Origin of the sequence: Corallococcus sicarius, assembly GCF_003611735.1 — a bacterium.
GTDB lineage: Bacteria > Myxococcota > Myxococcia > Myxococcales > Myxococcaceae > Corallococcus > Corallococcus sicarius.
The window spans coordinates 1-17,712 of sequence record NZ_RAWG01000199.1 but is presented as its reverse complement, the minus strand read 5'-3'; the positions used below and the strand labels follow the sequence as shown (position 1 = coordinate 17,712).

The following is a 17,712-nucleotide window of genomic DNA, read 5'->3' as shown; positions in this document are numbered from 1 at the left end:
CCCCACAGTGGTCCCCACGCGATTGGCTCCGGCCCCAACACCGTGGCGCTGGTGGGGGGGCTTGCGTGGAGCGCAGCACGAAGATGCCCGCCGCGGCGATGCCCAGCAGCACGGAGCCGCCGAACAGGGCGATGCCCAGGCCCTTGCTGGACTTCTTCTCCGGCGCGGCCCCCTGGTCTTCCACGGAGATGTCCAGCGCCACGGTGTTGGGGCCGGAGCCAATCGCGTGGGGACCACTGTGGGGACCGCTGTGCGGACCGGAGCCCACCGAATTGAGGCCGGTGCGCGGGCTGGAGAAGACGCCGCTGACGCCGGACGCGGAGGCCGCGGCGCGCATACCCTGGAGCACCGCGTCCATGGACTGGTAGCGGTCCACCGGGCGCTTGGCCAGGCACTTCATCACCAGCGTCTCCACTTCCGGGGGGACGCCGTGGTCGGGCCACACGGTGTGGAAGGAGGGCGGCGGGTCGTTGATGTGCTTGACGATGACGTCAATGCTCTGCGCCGCCTGGAAGGGCGGCCGGCCCATCAGGACCTGATAGAGCACCACGCCCAGGCTGTACACGTCGCTGCGCGGATCCGCGACGTTGCGCGCCTGCTCCGGCGCCATGTACTGCGGCGACCCGAGGATGACGCCCGCCTGCGTGAGCGTGGTGTCCTCCTTCATGTTCACGTCGCCGATGAAGGACTTCACCAGGCCGAAGTCGAGCACCTTCACCACGTCGTGGTCGGTCTCCTGGTTGAGGACCATGACGTTGGCGGGCTTGAGGTCGCGGTGGATGAGGCCGACCTTGTGCGCCTCGCGCAGCGAGCGGGCGATCTGCTGCGCGATGCTCAGCGCGCGGTCCCACGGCAGCGACCCTTCCTGCGTGAGGAGCTGCGACAGCGTGAGCCCCTCCAGGTACTCCATGGCGATGTAGTAGATGCCGTCTTCCGTCTTCCCGTAGTCGATGACGGTGACGGTGTTCGGGTGGCGCAGCTTCGCCGTGACGCTGGCCTCCAGGAAGAAGCGCTTCTGGAAGCCGGGGTCCTTGCCCTCGCCGCTGTACTGCGGGTTCAGGACCTTGAGCGCCACCAGGCGGTCCAACGGGGCCTGCATGGCCTTGTAGACGCGGCCCATGCCTCCGGCGCCGAGCGTCTCCAGGATGCGGAAGCGTTCGTTGAGGACCCTCCCGAGCAGAGGATCCGCCACGTCGGTGGGCGCGCCCTTTCGGGGGGCGTCGCTTTCGATCATGTGTTCCCCCAGGCAACGAGAAGGACGGCGCCATCGGTACGAATGCGCGGGGATGCTAGCACCGCCTTGGAAAACCGCCCAAGAGACGTCCCGTCATGTCGCTGCGTCCTGGAGCGGGTGGGAAATCAGGAAAAACAGCGTCCGCTGCTACACAGACGGGCCGTGCTGGTGCGATGCGTCATCCCGGGTGGAGGCGGGGCGGGCGCGTTAGGGTCCGCGCCATGAACGCCCATCTGTCCTCGCTGTTGTCGTCGGCGCCGCGCTACCCGCGGCGGGTGGTGTGCATGACGGAGGAGACGACGGAGGTGCTCTACCGCATCGGGGCGGGGGAGCTGGTCGTCGGGGTGTCGGGGTTCACGGTGCGTCCGCCGGAGGCGCGCAAGAAGCCGCGCGTGAGCTCGTTCCTGGACGCGAACTTCGAGCGCATCCTGGAGCTGAAGCCGGATCTGGTGCTGGGTTTCTCCGACCTGCAGGCGGACATCGGCCGGGAGCTGTGCAAGCGCGGCGTGCCCGTGTACCTGTTCAACCAGCGCTCGCTCGCGGAGATATTGCAGACGGTGCGGCTGACGGGCGCGCTGGTGGGGCGCGCGGAGGCGTCCGAGGCGCTGGCGGTGGAGCTGGAGAAGAACCTGGAGCGGCACTCGGACGCGGCGCAGTCGCTGCCCCGCCGGCCGCGCATCTTCTTCGAGGAGTGGCACGAGCCGCTCATCTCCGGCATCCGCTGGTGTTCGGAGCTGGTGGAGGTGGTGGGGGGCGAGGACGTGTGCCAGGAGTCGCGCGCGTCGCAGGGCGCGAAGGGGCGCATCTTCGAGCCTGCGGAGGTGGCGCGCCGCGACCCCGAGGGTGTCATCGCGAGCTGGTGCGGGCGCAAGGCGAAGCGCGAGAAGATCGCCTCGCGGCCCGGCTGGGAGCGGGTGCGCGCGGTGGTGGACGACCAGCTCTATGAAGTGCGCAGCAGCTACATCCTCCAGCCGGGGCCGGCGGCGCTGACGGACGGGGTGGATCAGCTGGCGCGCATCGTTTCGGCCATCGCCCGGGGGGAGAAGCTGCCCATGGCCCGGCCGGGAGACCTTCGCACCGCGCTGGAGTGAGGAGGCTGGCGGCAGGCGCGGCGCATGACAGGATGCGCGCGTGCCGCTCCCGCTGCTCGCCCTGCTGTCCACCGTGCTCGCCGCGTCCGCAGACGCGTCTCCGAGCAGCGACACGGCCGCGTCCCCCCAGCCCGAGGCCGCCGCGCGCGCGAACTACGAGGACGCGCTCATCACCTGGGGCCTGGGTGAGGTCGAGCGCCAGGTGGAGCCTGCCCCCGAGGGCAAGGTGCTGGAGGAGGTGCTCGTCGCCGCCGAGGAGGTGGTGGCGCCGATGGATCCGTACCCCTCGCTGCTCAACATCTTCCACATCCGCACCCGCGACGAGGTGGTGCGCCAGGAGGTGTTGCTGACGCCGGGGCAGCCGTACTCGGAGGCGCTCGTCGCGGAGTCGGTGCGCAACCTGCGCAAGCTGGGGCTCTTCTCCGTGGTGCGCGCGGTGCCGGTGAAGGGCAGCGCTCCGGACAAGGTCGCGCTGCTGCTGGTGACGAAGGACCTGTGGTCGCTGCGGCTCAACAACGAGTTCTCCGCCGTCGGCTCGCTGCTGCTGTATCTACGACTGCAGGGCACGGAGCAGAACTTCCTGGGGCGCGGCAAGAAGGTGGCGGTGGACTTCATCCTCCGCCTGGACACCTTCAGCCTGGGGCAGAGCTACACGGACAGGCGCGTGCTGGGCAGCCGCTGGTCGCTGACGGAGTCCGCGGCCGTGTTGATCAACCGCGACACGGGCCGCGCGGAAGGTTCGCGCGGGAGCGTGTCCGTCAGCCGGCCGCTGTATTCGCTGTCGACACCATGGAGCCTGAGCACGTCCGTCGCGTGGAACGTGGAGACGGCGCGCCAGTACCGGGGCGCGGACATCTGGCAGCTGCCGTACCCGGACGGCGACCCGGTGCCGTACGTCTACAACACGCGCGAGGTGGCCGCGGGCGCCACGTACACGCGCTCGTACGGCCAGCGCTACAAGTGGAACGTGGGGCTGGGCGCGGGGGCCTACCACTACGCCTACGCGGCGCCGCTGGCCTCACAGCTCAGCGACGCGCAGGCGGACTGGTTCCGGCGCAACTACCTGCCGCGCGCGGAGGACGCGGGCTACGCGAACTTCTCCCTCAGCGCCTTCGAGGCCCGCTACGACGTGCTCCGCAACGTGGACTCGTACACGCTGTCGGAGGACTTCCAGCTGGGGCACTCGGTGCTGGCCACGCTGCGCTATGCGCCGCCGGTGTTCCCGTCCGCGGCGCACTTCGCGGAAGGGGGCCTGTCGCTGCGCTACCGCGTGCACTGGGGCGACGCGCTCACCACCGCGTCCGCCGCCGCGTCCATCCGTCAGCAGTTCAGCGGAGGGCAGGAGGGGTGGACCAACCGGCGCTGGGCCACGGAGCTGGTGCAGGTGTCGCCGCGCGTGCTCGGCGGGCGCTTCGTCGTGCGGGGCCTGCTGGACGTGAACATCGACGACCTGTCCGACCGCGTGAGCCTGTTGGGCGGCAGCAACGGCCTGCGCGGCACGGGGGTGGATGCCTATTCCGGCAAGCGGCTCTTGCTGGTGAACGTGGAGTACCGCACCGCGCCGCTCGTCGTGCGCACGGTGCACCTGGGCGGGGTATTCTTCTTCGACTCGGGCAGCGCGTTCAACAAGCGGCCGGAGATGGTGAGCACCGTGGGCGTGGGCCTGCGGCTGCTGTTCCCCCAGTTCAACGTGTTCCCGTTCCGCATCGACTTCGGCTACGTGCTCAACGGCGACCGGCCTCCCGTGGGCAGCCGACTGTCGCTCAGCAGCGGGCAGGTGACCGACTACCGGCCGTCGTTCCTCGACTCGCCCTGAAGCCTTGGAGCCTTGAGGTCCGAGCGCCGCTCAGGGGGGCTCGACGCGCAGCAGCTCGCGGAACAGCACCTCCGCCGCGTCGCGGAACAGCTCCCCGGAGGGCAGCAGCCCGCCGCAGTGGTGGGGCTCGCGCGCGAACGTCAGCGCCACCGCCTTGGCCAGCACCGCGTCCCAGAAGGGCTCCGAGTCGGGGGGCAGGAGGAACTCGCGGATGATGGCCTTCGGCCACGGCAGCACCGTGGTCGGATCCGCGTCGCTCAGGCTGGTGAAGCAGTCCAGGTCCACGTCCAGGAGCACGCTGGATGCGGCCTCGATGACGTCGCGCACGGCATCGGTGGGACCGGGGTTGCGGTACGCCTCCGCCGCGCGGTCCACCGTCGTCACGGAGATCAGCCGGTGCGGGCGCCCCCGCGTGTCCACGTAGGTGTCCCCCGCGAAGGAGCCTCGGGGGCGCGTGCGCGCGATGAGGAGCGCGTCCCCCACGAGGTTCGCCTCCATCGCGGCGAGGATGTGGTCGTAGTTGCGCACGTTCAGGTGCCAGCGCGCGTGCTCGTCCAACGCGCGCAGTCCCGCCGAGCGGTCCGGCATGTCCGCCGGCCGCTCCGGCACCACCACGTCCAGGTGCCGGTCCAACGTCACGAGCAGGGCAGGGGGGGCGGACTCTCCCAGGGCACAGGCCCACGCGGGCAGCGCGAGCCGATGCGGGTCGAACACGTAGGCGTCCGTGGGGCCCCGACCTCCGCCCAGCCCCAAGCGCACCACGCCCGCGAGGCGCAGGTGTCTTAACGAATCTTCATCTGCCGGAGGCATGTCGGAGGGCAATCCTTGGGTGCGACCGCCGTTTGGAAGAACCGCGGGGGCCGGATTGTAGGCGTGCCGGCAGCTTTCCGCGAAAGGAGTCCATCCCATGGGTTTTCAGCGACGCATCCCCCAGGTCCTCGCCGCAGTGCTCCTCTTCGCGGGGGCGCCCGGCCTCGCCCAGCAGCCTCCGCCGCCCGTCGCGGCGTCCGCGCGGAAACAGTCGGACACCGCGTTCCTGCGCCAGCTCGCGGAGACGCGCCACTTCATGAATGGGCGTCCCGTGGGCGTGCGCATCACCCCGGATGAGCAGTCCGTGCTCTTCCTGCGCACCTCGCCCACGTCCAACGTGCAGATGCTCTACGCGTTCGACGTGGCCAGCGGCCAGACGCGCGAACTGCTCACGCCAGAGGCCCTGCTCAAGGGCGCCGAGGAGACGCTGTCCCCCGAGGAGAAGGCCCGTCGCGAGCGCATGCGCGTGAGCGCGAGCGGCTTCACCTCGTTTGGTCTCTCCGAGGATGGCACCCGCCTGCTGGTGCCCCTCTCCGGCCGCCTCTACGCGGTGGACCGCGCCACGGGCAAGACCACCGAGCTGAAGGCAGGGCCCGGCGTCATCGACCCGCGCCTGTCGCCGGACGGCAAGCAGGTGGCGTACGTGCGCGGGCACGACGTGTACCGGGTGGACCTCAAGGCCAATCAAGAGAAGCGCGTCACGCAAGGCGGCACGGCGGAGAAGACGCACGGCCTGGCGGAGTTCGTCGCCCAGGAGGAGATGGGCCGCTTCTCCGGCTACTGGTGGAGCCCGGACGCGAAGTCCATCGCGTACACGGAGTCCGACACGTCCGAGGTGGAGAAGCTCACCCTCGCGGACATGATGCACCCGGAGCAGGGCGCCCAGACGTTCCCGTATCCGCGTGCTGGCAAGGCCAACGCCAAGGTGCGCCTGGGCGTGACGCCCATCACGGGTGGCAAGACGGTGTGGGCGCAGTGGGACGCGCGGAAGTACCCGTACCTGGCCACGGTGAAGTGGGACAAGGGCGGGCCGCTGACGCTGGTGGTGCAGAACCGGCTCCAGACCGAGGTGCAGGTGCTCGCGGTGGATCCGGCCACGGGCAAGACGCGCGTGCTGCTCACCGAGCAGGACAAGGCGTGGATCAATCTGCAGCAGCAGTTCCCGCTGTGGCTGGAGGATGGCTCCGGCTTCCTCTGGTACACGGAGCGCAACGGCGCGGCCGAGGTAGAGCTGCGCAAGGCCACGGGCGAACTGGACCGCTCCCTGGTGAAGCCGGGCGCGGGCTTCCGGAACCTCGCGCGCTTCGTGCAGTCGGACAAGACGCTGTTCTTCTCTGGCGACCCGAACCCCACGGAGATGCACCTGTGGCGCGTGAAGGCCGGCGGCGCCCCGGAGCGGGTGGCCACGGGGAGCACCGGGCCGAGCATCGAGTTCGGCATGGTGTCCAACACCGGGGGACTCATGGTCCTGAGCAGCCAGGGACCGAAGAGCATGCCGCGCTCGTTCGTACTGAAGGGCGACGGCACGAAGCTGGGAGAGCTGCCGGAGGTGGCGCAGGAGCCCGGCTTCACCCCGAACTTCGAGGTGCGCCAGGTGGGCGCGAGGAAGTTCTGGACCTCGCTGGTGAAGCCTCGCGACTTCAAGCCCGGCACGAAGCTGCCCGTCATCGTGGACATCTACGGAGGTCCCATCACCACCGTGGTCGGCCAGTCCATGGCCTCGCACCTGCTCGACCAGTGGATGGCGGATCAAGGCTTCCTCGTGGTGAAGGTGGACGGCCGTGGCACGCCGCTGCGCACCTCCGAATGGAACCGCGCGGTGAAGCACGACTTCGCCACCATCACCCTGGATGATCAGATTGAAGCCGTGCAGGCGCTGGCGAAGGAGGTGCCGGAGCTGGACCTGCAGCGTGTGGGCATCACGGGCTGGAGCTTCGGCGGGTACATGTCCGCGCTGGCCGTGATGAAGCGTCCGGACTTCTTCAAGGCCGCCGTGGCCGGGGCCCTGGTCACGGACTGGCGCGACTACGACACGCACGCCACCGAGCGCTACCTGGGCCTGCCGGACGAAACCCCCCAGGCCTACGAGGTCAGCAACCTGCTGACGTACGCGAAGAAGGAGGGTCCCATCGGCGCGCTGCTGATGCTGCACGGCACGGCGGACGACAACGTCTACTTCTTCCACGCGCTGAAGCTGTCGGACGCGCTCTTCCGCGCCGGCAAGCCGCACCAGCTGCTGCTCCTGTCTGGCCTCACGCACATGGTGATGGAGCCGCTCGCCACGCAGCGCGTGTACGAGCGCGTGATGGCCCACTTCCAGCAAAACCTGAAGTAGGCGCTCAAGCCCGGGGAGCATGCCGCGCAGCGTTGTCCGCTTCCGGGTGGGAATCCTCGCGGGGGCCCGACGTTGGGAGGGCCGCAGGTCGGCTGGAGTGTAGGCTGCCCCGCATCTTCCCGCGAAAGGAGCCCCGCCCCGCGCGGGGATTCAACTACGCATGCGTCAAGCCCTCACCGCCGCGCTCCTGCTCATGAGCGCCCCCGCCTTCGCCCAGGAGCGCAAGCCCCCCGCCATGGCCCCATCGCAAAAGCAGCCGGACACCTTCCTTCGCCAGTACGCCGAGACGCGCCGCTTCCAGAGCGGGCGTCCCGTGGGCGTGCGCATCACCCCGGATGAGCAGTCCGTGCTCTTCCTGCGCACCTCGCCCACGTCCAACGTGCAGACGCTCTACGCGTTCGACGTGGCCAGCGGTCAGGCCCGCGAGCTGCTCACCCCGGAGGCCCTGCTCAAGGGCGCCGAGGAGACGCTGTCCTCCGAGGAGAAGGCCCGCCGCGAGCGCATGCGCGTGAGTGCCCGGGGTTTCACCTCCTACGGCCTCTCCGAGGACGGCACCCGCCTGCTGGTGCCCCTCTCCGGGCGCCTCTACGTGGTGGACCGCGCCACGGGCAAGTCCACCGAGGTGAAGACGGGCCCCGGCGTCATCGACCCGCGCCTGTCACCGGACGGCAAGCAGGTGGCCTACGTGCGCGGGCACGACGTGTACCGCGTGGACCTGGTGGCCAACCAGGAGAAGGCCGTCACCAAGGGCGGCACCGCGGAGAAGACGCACGGCCTGGCGGAGTTCGTCGCGCAGGAGGAGATGAGCCGCTTCTCCGGCTACTGGTGGAGCCCGGACGCGAAGTCCATCGCGTACACGGAGTCCGACACGTCCGAGGTGGAGAAGCTCACCATCGTGGACGTGATGCACCCGGAGAAGGGTGGCGAGGTGTTCCCGTACCCGCGCCCCGGCAAGGCCAACGCCAAGGTGCGCCTGGGCGTGACGCCGGTGTCCGGTGGCAAGACGGTGTGGGCGCAGTGGGACGCGCAGAAGTATCCGTATCTGGCCACGGTGAAGTGGGACAAGGGCGGGCCGCTGACGCTGGTGGTGCAGAACCGGCTCCAGACGGAGGAGCAGGTGCTGGCGGTGGACCCCGCCACGGGCAAGACGCGCGTGCTGCTCACCGAGCAGGACAAGGCGTGGGTGGAGCTGAACCAGGACTTCCCCCTGTGGCTGGAGGATGGCTCCGGCTTCCTCTGGTACACCGAGCGCAACGACGGCCCGGAGGTGGAGCTGCGCAAGGCCACGGGCGAACTGGACCGCTCCGTGGTGAAGCCGTCCGCGGGCTTCCGGAACCTCGCGCGCTTCGTGCAGTCGGACAAGACGCTCTTCTTCTCCGGCGACCCGAACCCCACCGAGAGCCACCTGTGGCGCGTGAAGGCCGGCGGCACTCCGGAGGAGGTGGCCACGGGCAGCACCGGCCCGGGCGTGGAAGCGGGCATGGTGTCGAAGAACGGCGGCCTCGTGGTGCTGAGCACCCAGGGCCCCAAAAGCATGCCGCGCACCCTGATCTTCAAGGGCGACGGCACGAAGCTGGGCGAGCTGCCGGAGGTGGCACAGGAGCCCGGCTTCACCCCGAACTTCGAGGTGCGCCAGGTGGGCCCGAAGAAGTTCTGGACCTCGCTGGTGAAGCCGCGCGACTTCAAGCCCGGCACCAAGCTGCCCGTCATCGTGGAGGTGTATGCCGGCCCCACCACCACCGTGGTGCACCAGTCCATGGCCGCGCACCTGCTCAGCCAGTGGATGGCCGACAAGGGCTTCCTCGTGGTGAAGGTGGATGGTCGCGGCACGCCGCTGCGCACCGCCGAGTGGAACCGCGTGGTGAAGCACGACTTCGCCACCATCACCCTCGATGATCAGATTGAAGCCGTGCAGGCGCTGGCGAAGGAAGTGCCGGAGCTGGATCTGAAGCGCGTGGGCATCACGGGCTGGAGCTTCGGTGGATACATGGCCGCGCTGGCCGTGCTGAAGCGCCCGGACTTCTTCAAGGCCGCCGTGTCGGGCGCGCCGGTGGTGGACTGGCGCGACTACGACACGCACTACACCGAGCGCTACCTGGGCCTGCCGGAAGAGACGCCCCAGGCCTACGAGGTCAGCAGCCTGCTGACGTACGCGAAGAAGGACAGCCCCATCGGCGCGCTGCTGCTCTTGCACGGCACCGCGGATGACAACGTCTACTTCTTCCACACGCTGAAGCTGTCGGACGCGCTCTTCCGCGCCGGCAAGCCGCACCAGCTGCTGCCCCTGTCCGGCCTCACGCACATGGTCCCGGATCCGCTCGTCACCGAGCGCCAGTACGAGCGCGTGATTGCCCACTTCCAGCAGACCCTGAAGTAGCGCGCAGGGCACACACCGCCGGAAAAGGCAGAGGCCCGGATCCCCTACCGTGGGGTTCCGGGCCTCTTCATTTCAACCAGTCCGTGAGGAATGGCTGAGGACGACGCGTCACTTCACGCCGCGCGGACGTTCTGCGCCTGCAGGCCCTTGGGGCCCTTGGTGACTTCGAACTCCACCTTCTGGCCCTCGGCCAGCGTGCGGAACCCATCCATGTTGATGGCGGTGTGGTGGCAGAACACGTCCTCGCCGCCGCCGTCCTGGGTGATGAAGCCGAAGCCCTTCGCGTCGTTGAACCACTTCACGGTGCCAGTTGCCATTGCGCTTCCTTGCGTTTGCAGGGCAGCCGTGGGGGAGGCCACCCGTTCTGCCCGACGACCGGGGAGACGGACCTATTTGTAGTGAAAGGGCCGACTGGAAGTCCAGCCGGCCCACGGGGAATGCCCGTCTTCCCACCTCTCGCGAGGATGTGCGGAGGAGTGGGTCAGATGTCGAGCAGCAGCCGCTCCGGGTCCTCGATGCACTCCTTCACGCGCACCAGGAACTGCACCGCTTCCCGGCCGTCCACCAGGCGGTGGTCGTACGTGAGGGCCACGTACATGATGGGCCGGATGACGACCTGGCCGTCGCGGGCCACGGGGCGCTCCACGATGTTGTGCATGCCCAGGATGCCCGTCTGCGGCGGGTTCAGGATGGGCGTGGACAGCATGGAGCCGAAGATGCCGCCGTTGGTGATGGTGAACGTGCCGCCCTGCAGCTCCGACAAGGTCAGCTTGTCGTTGCGCGCCCGGCCGCCGTAGTCACCCACCGTCTTCTCCAGGTCCGCGAGCGACAGCTTGTCCGCGTCGCGCACCACCGGCACCACGAGACCGCGGCTGCCGCTCACGGCCACGCCGATGTCGTAGTAGTGCTTGAAGATGACGTCCTCGCCGTCGATCTCCGCGTTGATCTGCGGGAACGCCTTGAGGGCCTCCACCGACGCGCGGATGAAGAAGCTCATGAACCCGAGCTTCACCCCGTGCTTCGCCTGGAACTTGTCGTTGTACTTCTTGCGAAGCGCCATCACCTCGCCCATGTCCACCTCGTTGAAGGTGGTGAGCAGGGCGGCGTTGGACTGCGCCTGGAGCAGCCGCTCCGCGACGCGCTTGCGCAGGGGCGTCATGCGCACGCGCTCCTCGCGCGCGGCGTTGGGACGCGGCCCGGACGGCGCGGCCGGAGCCGGGGGCGCCTGCGTCGCGGCGGGCGTGGCCGGGCGGTTCAGCTGTCCCAGCACGTCCTCCTTCACGATGCGGCCACCGGTGCCGGAGCCCTTGAGCTGACCCACGTCCACCCGGTTCTCCTCCGCCATCTTCTTGGCGGTGGGGGTGATGCGCGCGTCGGACGCGGCGGCGGCAGGAGCCGACACCGGGGTCGCGGCGCCAGCGGGCGCGGGCGTGGCGGCAGCGACCGCGGCAGAAGCGCCAGCACCGGCGCCTCCCGCCTCGATGGTGCCCAGCACGTCACCCACGCGGACCTTGTCGCCCTCCTTGAAGGCGATGGACGCGATGCTGCCAGCGGCCGGAGACGGCACGTCGATGGTGACCTTGTCGGTCTCCAGCACGACGAGCGGCTCGTCCGCGGCGACCGTGTCACCCTGCTTCTTGTTCCACTTGCCGACGACGGCCTCGGTGATGGACTCACCGAGGGGCGGGACTTTCAGTTCAACGGCCATTCTGGGTTCCTCGGAGGATGGCTTCTTCGATGATGAGCTGCTGCTCGTAGTCGTGAGTCTTGGTGAAACCGGTCGCGGGACTCGCTGCCTCCGCGCGGCCGATGTAGCCCAGCTTCACCGGCTGCTGCTGCGCGCGGCCGGAGAGCAGGTCGTGCAGGCGCGGGAACATGAAGTGCCAGGCGCCCGCGTTGCGGGGCTCCTCCTGGACCCAGTACAGCTCCTGCAGCTTCGGCAGCTTCGCCACCAGGTTCGCGAGCTCGTCGTGCGGGAACGGGTACAGCTGCTCCACCCGCACGATGGCGATGCCCTCGTCCTTGCGCTCGTCCCGGGCCTTGGCCAGGTCGTAGGACACCTTGCCGCTGCACAGGAGCAGCCGCGTCACCTTCGCCGGGTCCGCCTTCGCGTCCAGGATGACCTCCTGGAAGCCGCCCGTCGCCAGCTCGTCCATGCGGCTGGTCGCCTCCGGACGGCGCAGCAGGCTCTTGGGCGACATGATGACCAGCGGCTTGCGCACCGGGCGCAGCACCTGGCGGCGCAGCAGGTGGAAGATCTGCGCGGGCGTGGTGGGGTAGCAGACCTGGAGGTTGTCCTCGGCGCACAGGTCCAGGAAGCGCTCCAGGCGCGCGCTGGAGTGCTCCGGGCCCTGGCCTTCGTAGCCGTGCGGCAGGAGCAGCGTGATGCCGCTCAGCCGGCGCCACTTGCTCTCCGCCGCCGCGATGAACTGGTCCACGATGATCTGCGCGCCGTTGGCGAAGTCACCGAACTGCGCCTCCCAGAGGGTGAGGCCGTCCGGCACGTCCAGGCTGTAGCCGTAGTCGAAGCCCAGCACGCCCATCTCCGACAGCGGGCTGTTGTAGACGTTGAACGCCGCCCTGCCGGTGGCGAACTGGCGCAGGGGGACGAACTCCTCCCCCGTCTGCACGTCGTGCAGCACCGCGTGGCGGTGGCTGAAGGTGCCGCGCTCGCTGTCCTGGCCGGACAGGCGCACGCCGTAGCCCTCCGACAAGAGCGTGGCGTACGCCAGCGACTCGCCCTCGCTCCACTGCAGCTCCTCGCTGTCCAGCATGCCCAGGCGCTTCTTGAGCACCGTGCGCTCCACGTCGCGGTGGACCTGGAAGCCCTCCGGCGCGGTGGCGAGCTTCTGGAGCGCGTCACGCAGCGTGGCCTTCGCCACCGCGGTGGACACCTGGGGCGCGTTCTTCAGCAGGCCGCCCTTGTACGTCTTCCAGAGCCCCTCCAGCGCGTTGGGCTCCTTGAACTGGCTCTCCTGGCGGGCGCGGGTGAGCGCCGCGTCGAAGTCCTGGTAGCAGCGCTGCTTGAGCGCGTCGGATTCATCCGCGCTGATGCGGCCCTGCTCCGCCAGCGTCTTCGCGTACAGCGCGCGCACCGGCGGGTGCTTGCGGATGAGCTCGTACATGGACGGCTGCGTGAAGGACGGGTCGTCGCCCTCGTTGTGGCCGTAGCGGCGGTAGCAGATGAGGTCGATGACGACGTCGCTCTTGAACGTCTGCCGGTACTCCGCGACGAGCTTCGCCACGTGCACGCACGCCTCCGGGTCATCCCCGTTCACGTGGAACACCGGGATGTCCAGCATCTGCGCGATGGCGGTGGAGTAGATGCTGGAGCGCGAGTCCGACGGGTCGGTGGTGAAGCCGACCTGGTTGTTGATGACGACGTGGACCGTGCCGCCCGTGGTGTAGCCCTTGAGGCCCGCGAAGTTGAGCGTCTCCGCGACGACGCCCTGCCCGATGAAGGCCGCGTCGCCGTGGATGAGCAGGGGCATCACGCCCGTGCGCTCCGTGTCGCCGCCCCGGTCCTGCTTGGCGCGCACGCGGCCCTCCACCACGGGGCCCACGCACTCCAGGTGGCTGGGGTTGAACGCGAGCGACAGGTGGACGTTCTTCCCCGCGCGCGTGGCGTGGTCCGAGGAGAAGCCCATGTGGTACTTCACGTCGCCCCGGCCCAGGTACGCCTTGGGGTCCTTGGGCCCGTCGAACTCGCTGAAGATCTGATCCGGCTTCTTGCCCAGGATGTTCGTCAGCACGTTGAGGCGGCCGCGGTGGGCCATGCCGATGACGAGCTCCTTCAGGCCCATGCCGCTGCCGACCTCCAGGAGGGCATCCAGCATGGGGATGAGCGCTTCGCCGCCGTCCAGGCTGAAGCGCTTGGCGCCCACGTACTTCGTGTGGAGGAAGTGCTCGAAGCCCTCCGCGTACGACAGCTTGGTGAGGATGTGCCGCTGCTCCTCCACCGAGAACGCCGTGCGGTTGTCGCTGTGCTCCATGCGCTGCATCAGCCAGCGGCGACGCTCGCTGTCGAGCATCTGCATGAACTCCACGCCGATGTGGCTGGAGTACGTGCGCCGCAGCCGCGTCACCAGGTCCGACAGGCGCACGCGCTGCTGCGGGAAGACGTTGTTGCACTCCACCGCCTGCTCCAGCTCCTTCGCGGTGAAGTGGTTCTCATCCATCAGCGCGACGTCCGCGATGTGCCCCAGCGGCGGGCGCGGGCGTTCCAGCGGATCCAGCACCGCGCGCAGGTGGCCGCGCAGCCGGAAGGCGGTGATGGCCTGGTCCACCTTCGACTGCAGCCCGATGTCCTGCGCGGGCGCGACGGCAGCGGCGGGCGCGGCGACGACGGCCGGAGCCGCCGCCGTCTGGGCGGCCCCGTTCGCCTTGCCGTTGCCCTTCACCTTGCCCTCGGGGGCAATGGGCGCGGGGGCCTCCAGCTGTTTCGTGTTGAAGATGGGCCGGCCGGTGCCGTTGTTGCGCTCGAACACCTCGCGCCAACTCGGATCCACGCTGCCGGGATCATCGAGGAAGCGCGCGTAGAGCCCCTCGATGAAGTCGATGTTGGCACCAGAGAGGAAGCTGTCCTGGAAATTCGCCATGGCGGGGGTCTTTTACTGGAAGGGCGCCGCGTTGGGGGGTTTTCGCCACAGGTTTGTTGAACCCCGCCGTGCCCGGCTGCCTGTCTTCGACGGCGGGAGCAGATGGAGTCATGCGCCGCGTGAGCCCAGCTTCAAAAGTGGCCGGATTTCCGCCAGGGGAAGAACCCCGGGGGGCGGGCCGGCACCCGGCATGCTGAACGGACGTACATCAGGGCCGGGCGGGGAATCCCGGCCGGGGGCCCCTCCCGTAGCCCAGGAGTGGTAAGCACACGCCCCCTCCTTTCCTCTCCTCTTTCGGGAACGTACCGACATGCTCCTCCAGGGTAAGAAGCTGCTCATCACTGGTGTGCTCACCCCGCAGTCGCTGGCCTTCGGCGTGGCCGAGCACGCGCTGGCGCAGGGCGCCGAGGTCATCCTCACGGGCTTTGGTCGCGCGAAGTCCCTCACGGAGCGCAGCGCGAAGCGGCTCAAGCCCGGCACCGAGGTGCTGGAGCTGGACGTGACGAACCCCGCGCACTTCCCGGCGCTCACGGAGTCGCTGCGTCAGAAGTGGGGCCGCGTGGACGGCGTGCTGCACGCCATCGCGTACGCGCCCGAGGACGCGCTGGGCGGCAACTTCCTCAACACGCCGTGGGAGAGCGTGCAGACCGCGTTCCGCATCTCCGCCTTCTCCGTGAAGGAACTGGCCATGGCGTGTGTTCCGCTGATGCCGCCGGGGGGCTCCATCGTGGCGCTGGACTTCGACAACCGGCAGGCGTGGCCCATCTACGACTGGATGGGCGTGTGCAAGGCGGCGATGGAGGCCACCGTGCGCTACCTGGCGCGCGACCTGGGTCCCAAGGGCATCCGGGTGAACGCGCTGGCGGCCGGTCCCCTGGCGACCATCGCGGCCAAGGGCATCCCGGGCTTCAAGTCCCTGGCGCAGTACTGGGGCAAGCAGGCGCCGCTGGGCTGGAGCGACAAGGACAGCCACGAGCACGTCGCGCGCACCGCGTGCGCCATGCTGTCCGACTGGATGCCTTCCACCACGGGCGAGATGGTCCACGTGGATGGCGGCTTCCACGCCGTGGGCGCGCCGCCGGTGGACGCGGGCGAGGGGGCAGAAGGGGTCCTGGCGACCCCCTCGCCGAAGGAGGACTGACGCTTTCCAAACCTGTCTCAAATTACAGACATTCGCCTGCCCGGTTCCCGTACGAACGGGGCCCCCCCGCTTCCGCAATCCGAAGCGCTCACGGTAGGATCACCCATGCAGCGCAGGTCGCTCCGCACTTCGCGGAGTCTGTGCGAGGAGCCGTGGCACAGTGAGCATCAACGTCTTGCTGGTGGACGACAGCCCGACCGTCCGCAACATCCTCAAGATCTACCTGATGAATCTCAAGGTCAGCATCGTTGAGGCCGAGGACGCACAGCGCGCACTGCAGCTGCTCCGGTTGGTGCCGGTGAGCGTGGTGATCGCTGACATCAACATGCCGAACATGGATGGCATCACGTTCGTGAAGGAGGTGCGCGCGAGCGCGCAGCTCCAGGTGCGAAACGTGCCGGTCATCCTGTTGACGGCGGAGAAGGGCGAGGACCTGCGTCAGCGCGGTACGGAGGCGGGAGCGAACGCCTTCATCCAGAAACCCGTTTCGCACGACGAGCTGACCAAGACGGTGCGTCAGTTCCTGAACAGGGCGTGACGCCGTGAGCCTGCCCTCCCTCCTGCTGGTGGACGACAGCGACGCCATCCTGGCGCTGGAGCGGGCCATCCTCTCCGGGCACTACACCATCCACACGGCGAGCAACGGCCGTGAGGCGCTGGAGAAGGTGGGCCGGCTGCGGCCCGCGGCGGTGCTGCTGGACCTGTCCATGCCGGAGATGGACGGCGACGAGGTCCTCCAGCGGATGAAGGCGGATGTCTCCACGACGGACATCCCGGTCATCATCATCTCCTCGGAGAAGCAGCGCGCGGAGGCGTGCCTGGGGCTGGGCGCGGAGGCGTTCCTGCCCAAGCCCTTCCGCGCGGACGAGCTGCTCAACCGCGTGGGTGAGGCGCTGGCGAGCGCGCGGCGCCGTTCGCGCTCCGGCGCCATGCTGGTGCTGCGGCTGTCGGTGGGCGAGCGCGAGTTCGCCGTGCCGCTGGACACGGTGAAGGAGGTGCTGTTGCAGCCGGCGACGCGGCCGCTGCCCACGGGCCCCTCCTACCTGCGCGAGTACGTGGAGCTGCGAGGCCAGGCGGTGTGCGTGCTGGACGTGGCGCAGCGGTTGGGCGTGAAGCACCAGGTGGCCATCGCGGAGCGGATGCTGGTGGTCATCGAGGCGGAAGGGGTGTCGCTGGCGCTCACCGTGGACACGGTGCGTGATCCGGAGGAGTTCCAGGCGACCGACATCGACCGGCGCGAGAAGGTGGGTGGCGCCGAGCATGGCCTCCTGCAGGAGGGGCTGCTGGGGATGTTGCGCACCGGCGGCCGCGCGTTGCCCATCCTGGATCCGAAGGTGTTCATCGCGCGGGGACTCCTGCGCGACCTGCCCGCGCTGCTCGCGCCGGTGGAGGAAGAGCGGAGCGCATGAGTGCAGGGCTCGACCCTCGGCTGCTGGCCCGCGCCAGGGAAGTGGTGGCGGACACCACCGGCTTTCGTGATGACGCCATCGCCCAGGATGCGGTGGAGCGCGTGCTTCGCGCGGAGCTGGCGCGGGGCCGGGTGCCCACGGAGGTCCTGAGCGAATTGCAGCAACTGGGTTCGCCCCTGGCCTACACGCTGGTGCGCGCGGTGCTGGTGGGGGAGACGTACTTCTTCCGCCAGCCGGAGCACTTCCGCTTCATCGCGTCGGAGGGCGTGCCGTCCGCGCTGCGCCACGGCGCCATGCACCTGCGCGGCTGGAGCGCCGGGTGCGCCACCGGCGAGGAGGCCTATTCGCTGGCCGCGTGCCTGCTGGCGTGCGCGCCCCCGGGGATGCCCGTGGAGGTGGTGGGCACCGACCTGCACGAGGCCAGCCTGGAGGCCGCGCGGCGCGGCACCTACGGCGCGTGGTCCCGGCGCGAGTCCGCGCCCGTGCTGCACCCCGTCTACGAAGCGCACGGTGAGCGCCAGGTGTCCATCCTCCCGGCGGTGCGCAAGGTGACGCGCTTCGCGCCGGCGAACCTGCTGGCGCCGCTGCCGGAGCGCTTCGGCCACTTCGACTTCATCCTCTGCCGCAACGTGCTCACGTACTTCTCGCCGTCCGCGCGCGACGCGGCCGTGGGCCACCTGGCGCGCAGCCTGACGCCGGGGGGGCTCTTGTTCCTGGGCACCGTGGAGGTGGACCGCGTGCCGCCGGGGCTGACGCGCGAGGGCCCGCCGGAGCTGCAGGCCTTCCGCAAGCCCCGCCCGGAGGAGCGCTCCTTCGCGCCGCTGCCCCCGCCGCAGACGGTGGCCGGGCCCCTGTCCCGCGTCACGCCCCCGCCGCGCCGACAGCCGGCGCGGCGGGGGCG

The 17,712-nt window shown here is 69.5% G+C and carries 13 protein-coding genes; 8 read left to right on the top strand and 5 right to left on the bottom strand.

Annotated elements, in window-relative coordinates:
• Positions 1-1,234 (bottom strand): serine/threonine protein kinase (locus D7X12_RS26650; protein WP_147443812.1); only part of this gene is annotated, 1,234 nt, incomplete at its 3' end.
• A gap of 221 nt (positions 1,235-1,455) precedes the next feature.
• On the opposite strand from D7X12_RS26650, the gene D7X12_RS26645 reads away from it, so the two are divergent.
• Complete coding sequence (locus D7X12_RS26645) at positions 1,456-2,325, top strand: cobalamin-binding protein (protein WP_120628090.1); 870 nt, start codon at positions 1,456-1,458, stop codon at positions 2,323-2,325.
• Between the two features lie 40 nt (positions 2,326-2,365).
• Positions 2,366-4,141: a BamA/TamA family outer membrane protein gene (locus D7X12_RS26640; RefSeq protein WP_120628089.1), complete on the top strand. Its 1,776-nt coding sequence runs from the start codon at positions 2,366-2,368 to the stop codon at positions 4,139-4,141.
• 30 nt (positions 4,142-4,171) lie between these two features.
• On the opposite strand, the gene D7X12_RS26635 is transcribed toward D7X12_RS26640, so the two are convergent.
• Positions 4,172-4,951, bottom strand: a complete 780-nt coding sequence (locus D7X12_RS26635) for a UPF0489 family protein (RefSeq protein ID WP_120628088.1) — start codon at positions 4,949-4,951, stop codon at positions 4,172-4,174.
• 97 nt (positions 4,952-5,048) lie between these two features.
• Between D7X12_RS26635 and D7X12_RS26630 the strand changes: the two genes are divergently transcribed.
• Positions 5,049-7,286, top strand: a complete 2,238-nt coding sequence (locus D7X12_RS26630) for a S9 family peptidase (RefSeq protein WP_120628087.1) — start codon at positions 5,049-5,051, stop codon at positions 7,284-7,286.
• 160 nt (positions 7,287-7,446) lie between these two features.
• Positions 7,447-9,663: a S9 family peptidase gene (locus D7X12_RS26625; RefSeq protein ID WP_120628086.1), complete on the top strand. Its 2,217-nt coding sequence runs from the start codon at positions 7,447-7,449 to the stop codon at positions 9,661-9,663.
• A gap of 113 nt (positions 9,664-9,776) precedes the next feature.
• On the opposite strand, the gene D7X12_RS26620 is transcribed toward D7X12_RS26625, so the two are convergent.
• The 3 genes from D7X12_RS26620 to D7X12_RS26610 form a co-directional block, all read right to left on the bottom strand.
• A complete protein-coding gene (locus D7X12_RS26620; RefSeq protein ID WP_014397260.1) occupies positions 9,777-9,980 on the bottom strand; it encodes a cold-shock protein in 204 nt (67 codons plus the stop codon).
• 164 nt (positions 9,981-10,144) lie between these two features.
• A complete protein-coding gene (gene odhB / locus D7X12_RS26615) occupies positions 10,145-11,371 on the bottom strand; it encodes a 2-oxoglutarate dehydrogenase complex dihydrolipoyllysine-residue succinyltransferase (RefSeq protein WP_120628085.1) in 1,227 nt (408 codons plus the stop codon).
• A complete protein-coding gene (locus tag D7X12_RS26610; RefSeq protein ID WP_120628084.1) occupies positions 11,361-14,261 on the bottom strand; it encodes a 2-oxoglutarate dehydrogenase E1 component in 2,901 nt (966 codons plus the stop codon). Before D7X12_RS26610 ends, odhB begins: the two co-directional genes overlap by 11 nt.
• A 310-nt stretch (positions 14,262-14,571) precedes the next feature.
• Between D7X12_RS26610 and fabI the strand changes: the two genes are divergently transcribed.
• The 4 genes from fabI to D7X12_RS26590 form a co-directional block, all read left to right on the top strand.
• Positions 14,572-15,402, top strand: a complete 831-nt coding sequence (fabI, locus tag D7X12_RS26605) for an enoyl-ACP reductase FabI (RefSeq protein WP_120628083.1) — start codon at positions 14,572-14,574, stop codon at positions 15,400-15,402.
• 160 nt (positions 15,403-15,562) lie between these two features.
• Positions 15,563-15,940 carry a response regulator gene (locus D7X12_RS26600; RefSeq protein ID WP_120611641.1) on the top strand — a complete coding sequence of 126 codons (378 nt, stop codon included), beginning with the start codon at positions 15,563-15,565 and terminating at the stop codon, positions 15,938-15,940.
• 4 nt (positions 15,941-15,944) lie between these two features.
• Positions 15,945-16,811, top strand: a complete 867-nt coding sequence (locus tag D7X12_RS26595; RefSeq protein ID WP_120611640.1) for a response regulator — start codon at positions 15,945-15,947, stop codon at positions 16,809-16,811.
• The coding region (locus D7X12_RS26590; RefSeq protein WP_244224793.1) for a CheR family methyltransferase at positions 16,808-17,712 on the top strand (905 nt) is incomplete at its 3' end. The genes D7X12_RS26595 and D7X12_RS26590, both read left to right, overlap by 4 nt.

Excerpts from the sequence above, each read along its gene's own strand:
- D7X12_RS26645 (WP_120628090.1), top strand. The coding sequence starts at position 1,456 with ATGAACGCCCATCTGTCCTCGCTGTTGTCGTCGGCGCCGCGCTACCCG.
- D7X12_RS26635 (WP_120628088.1), bottom strand. The coding sequence starts at position 4,951 with ATGCCTCCGGCAGATGAAGATTCGTTAAGACACCTGCGCCTCGCGGGC.
- D7X12_RS26630 (WP_120628087.1), top strand. The coding sequence starts at position 5,049 with ATGGGTTTTCAGCGACGCATCCCCCAGGTCCTCGCCGCAGTGCTCCTC.
- D7X12_RS26625 (WP_120628086.1), top strand. The coding sequence starts at position 7,447 with ATGCGTCAAGCCCTCACCGCCGCGCTCCTGCTCATGAGCGCCCCCGCC.
- D7X12_RS26620 (WP_014397260.1), bottom strand. The coding sequence starts at position 9,980 with ATGGCAACTGGCACCGTGAAGTGGTTCAACGACGCGAAGGGCTTCGGC.
- odhB (WP_120628085.1), bottom strand. The coding sequence starts at position 11,371 with ATGGCCGTTGAACTGAAAGTCCCGCCCCTCGGTGAGTCCATCACCGAG.
- D7X12_RS26610 (WP_120628084.1), bottom strand. The coding sequence starts at position 14,261 with ATGGCGAATTTCCAGGACAGCTTCCTCTCTGGTGCCAACATCGACTTC.
- fabI (WP_120628083.1), top strand. The coding sequence starts at position 14,572 with ATGCTCCTCCAGGGTAAGAAGCTGCTCATCACTGGTGTGCTCACCCCG.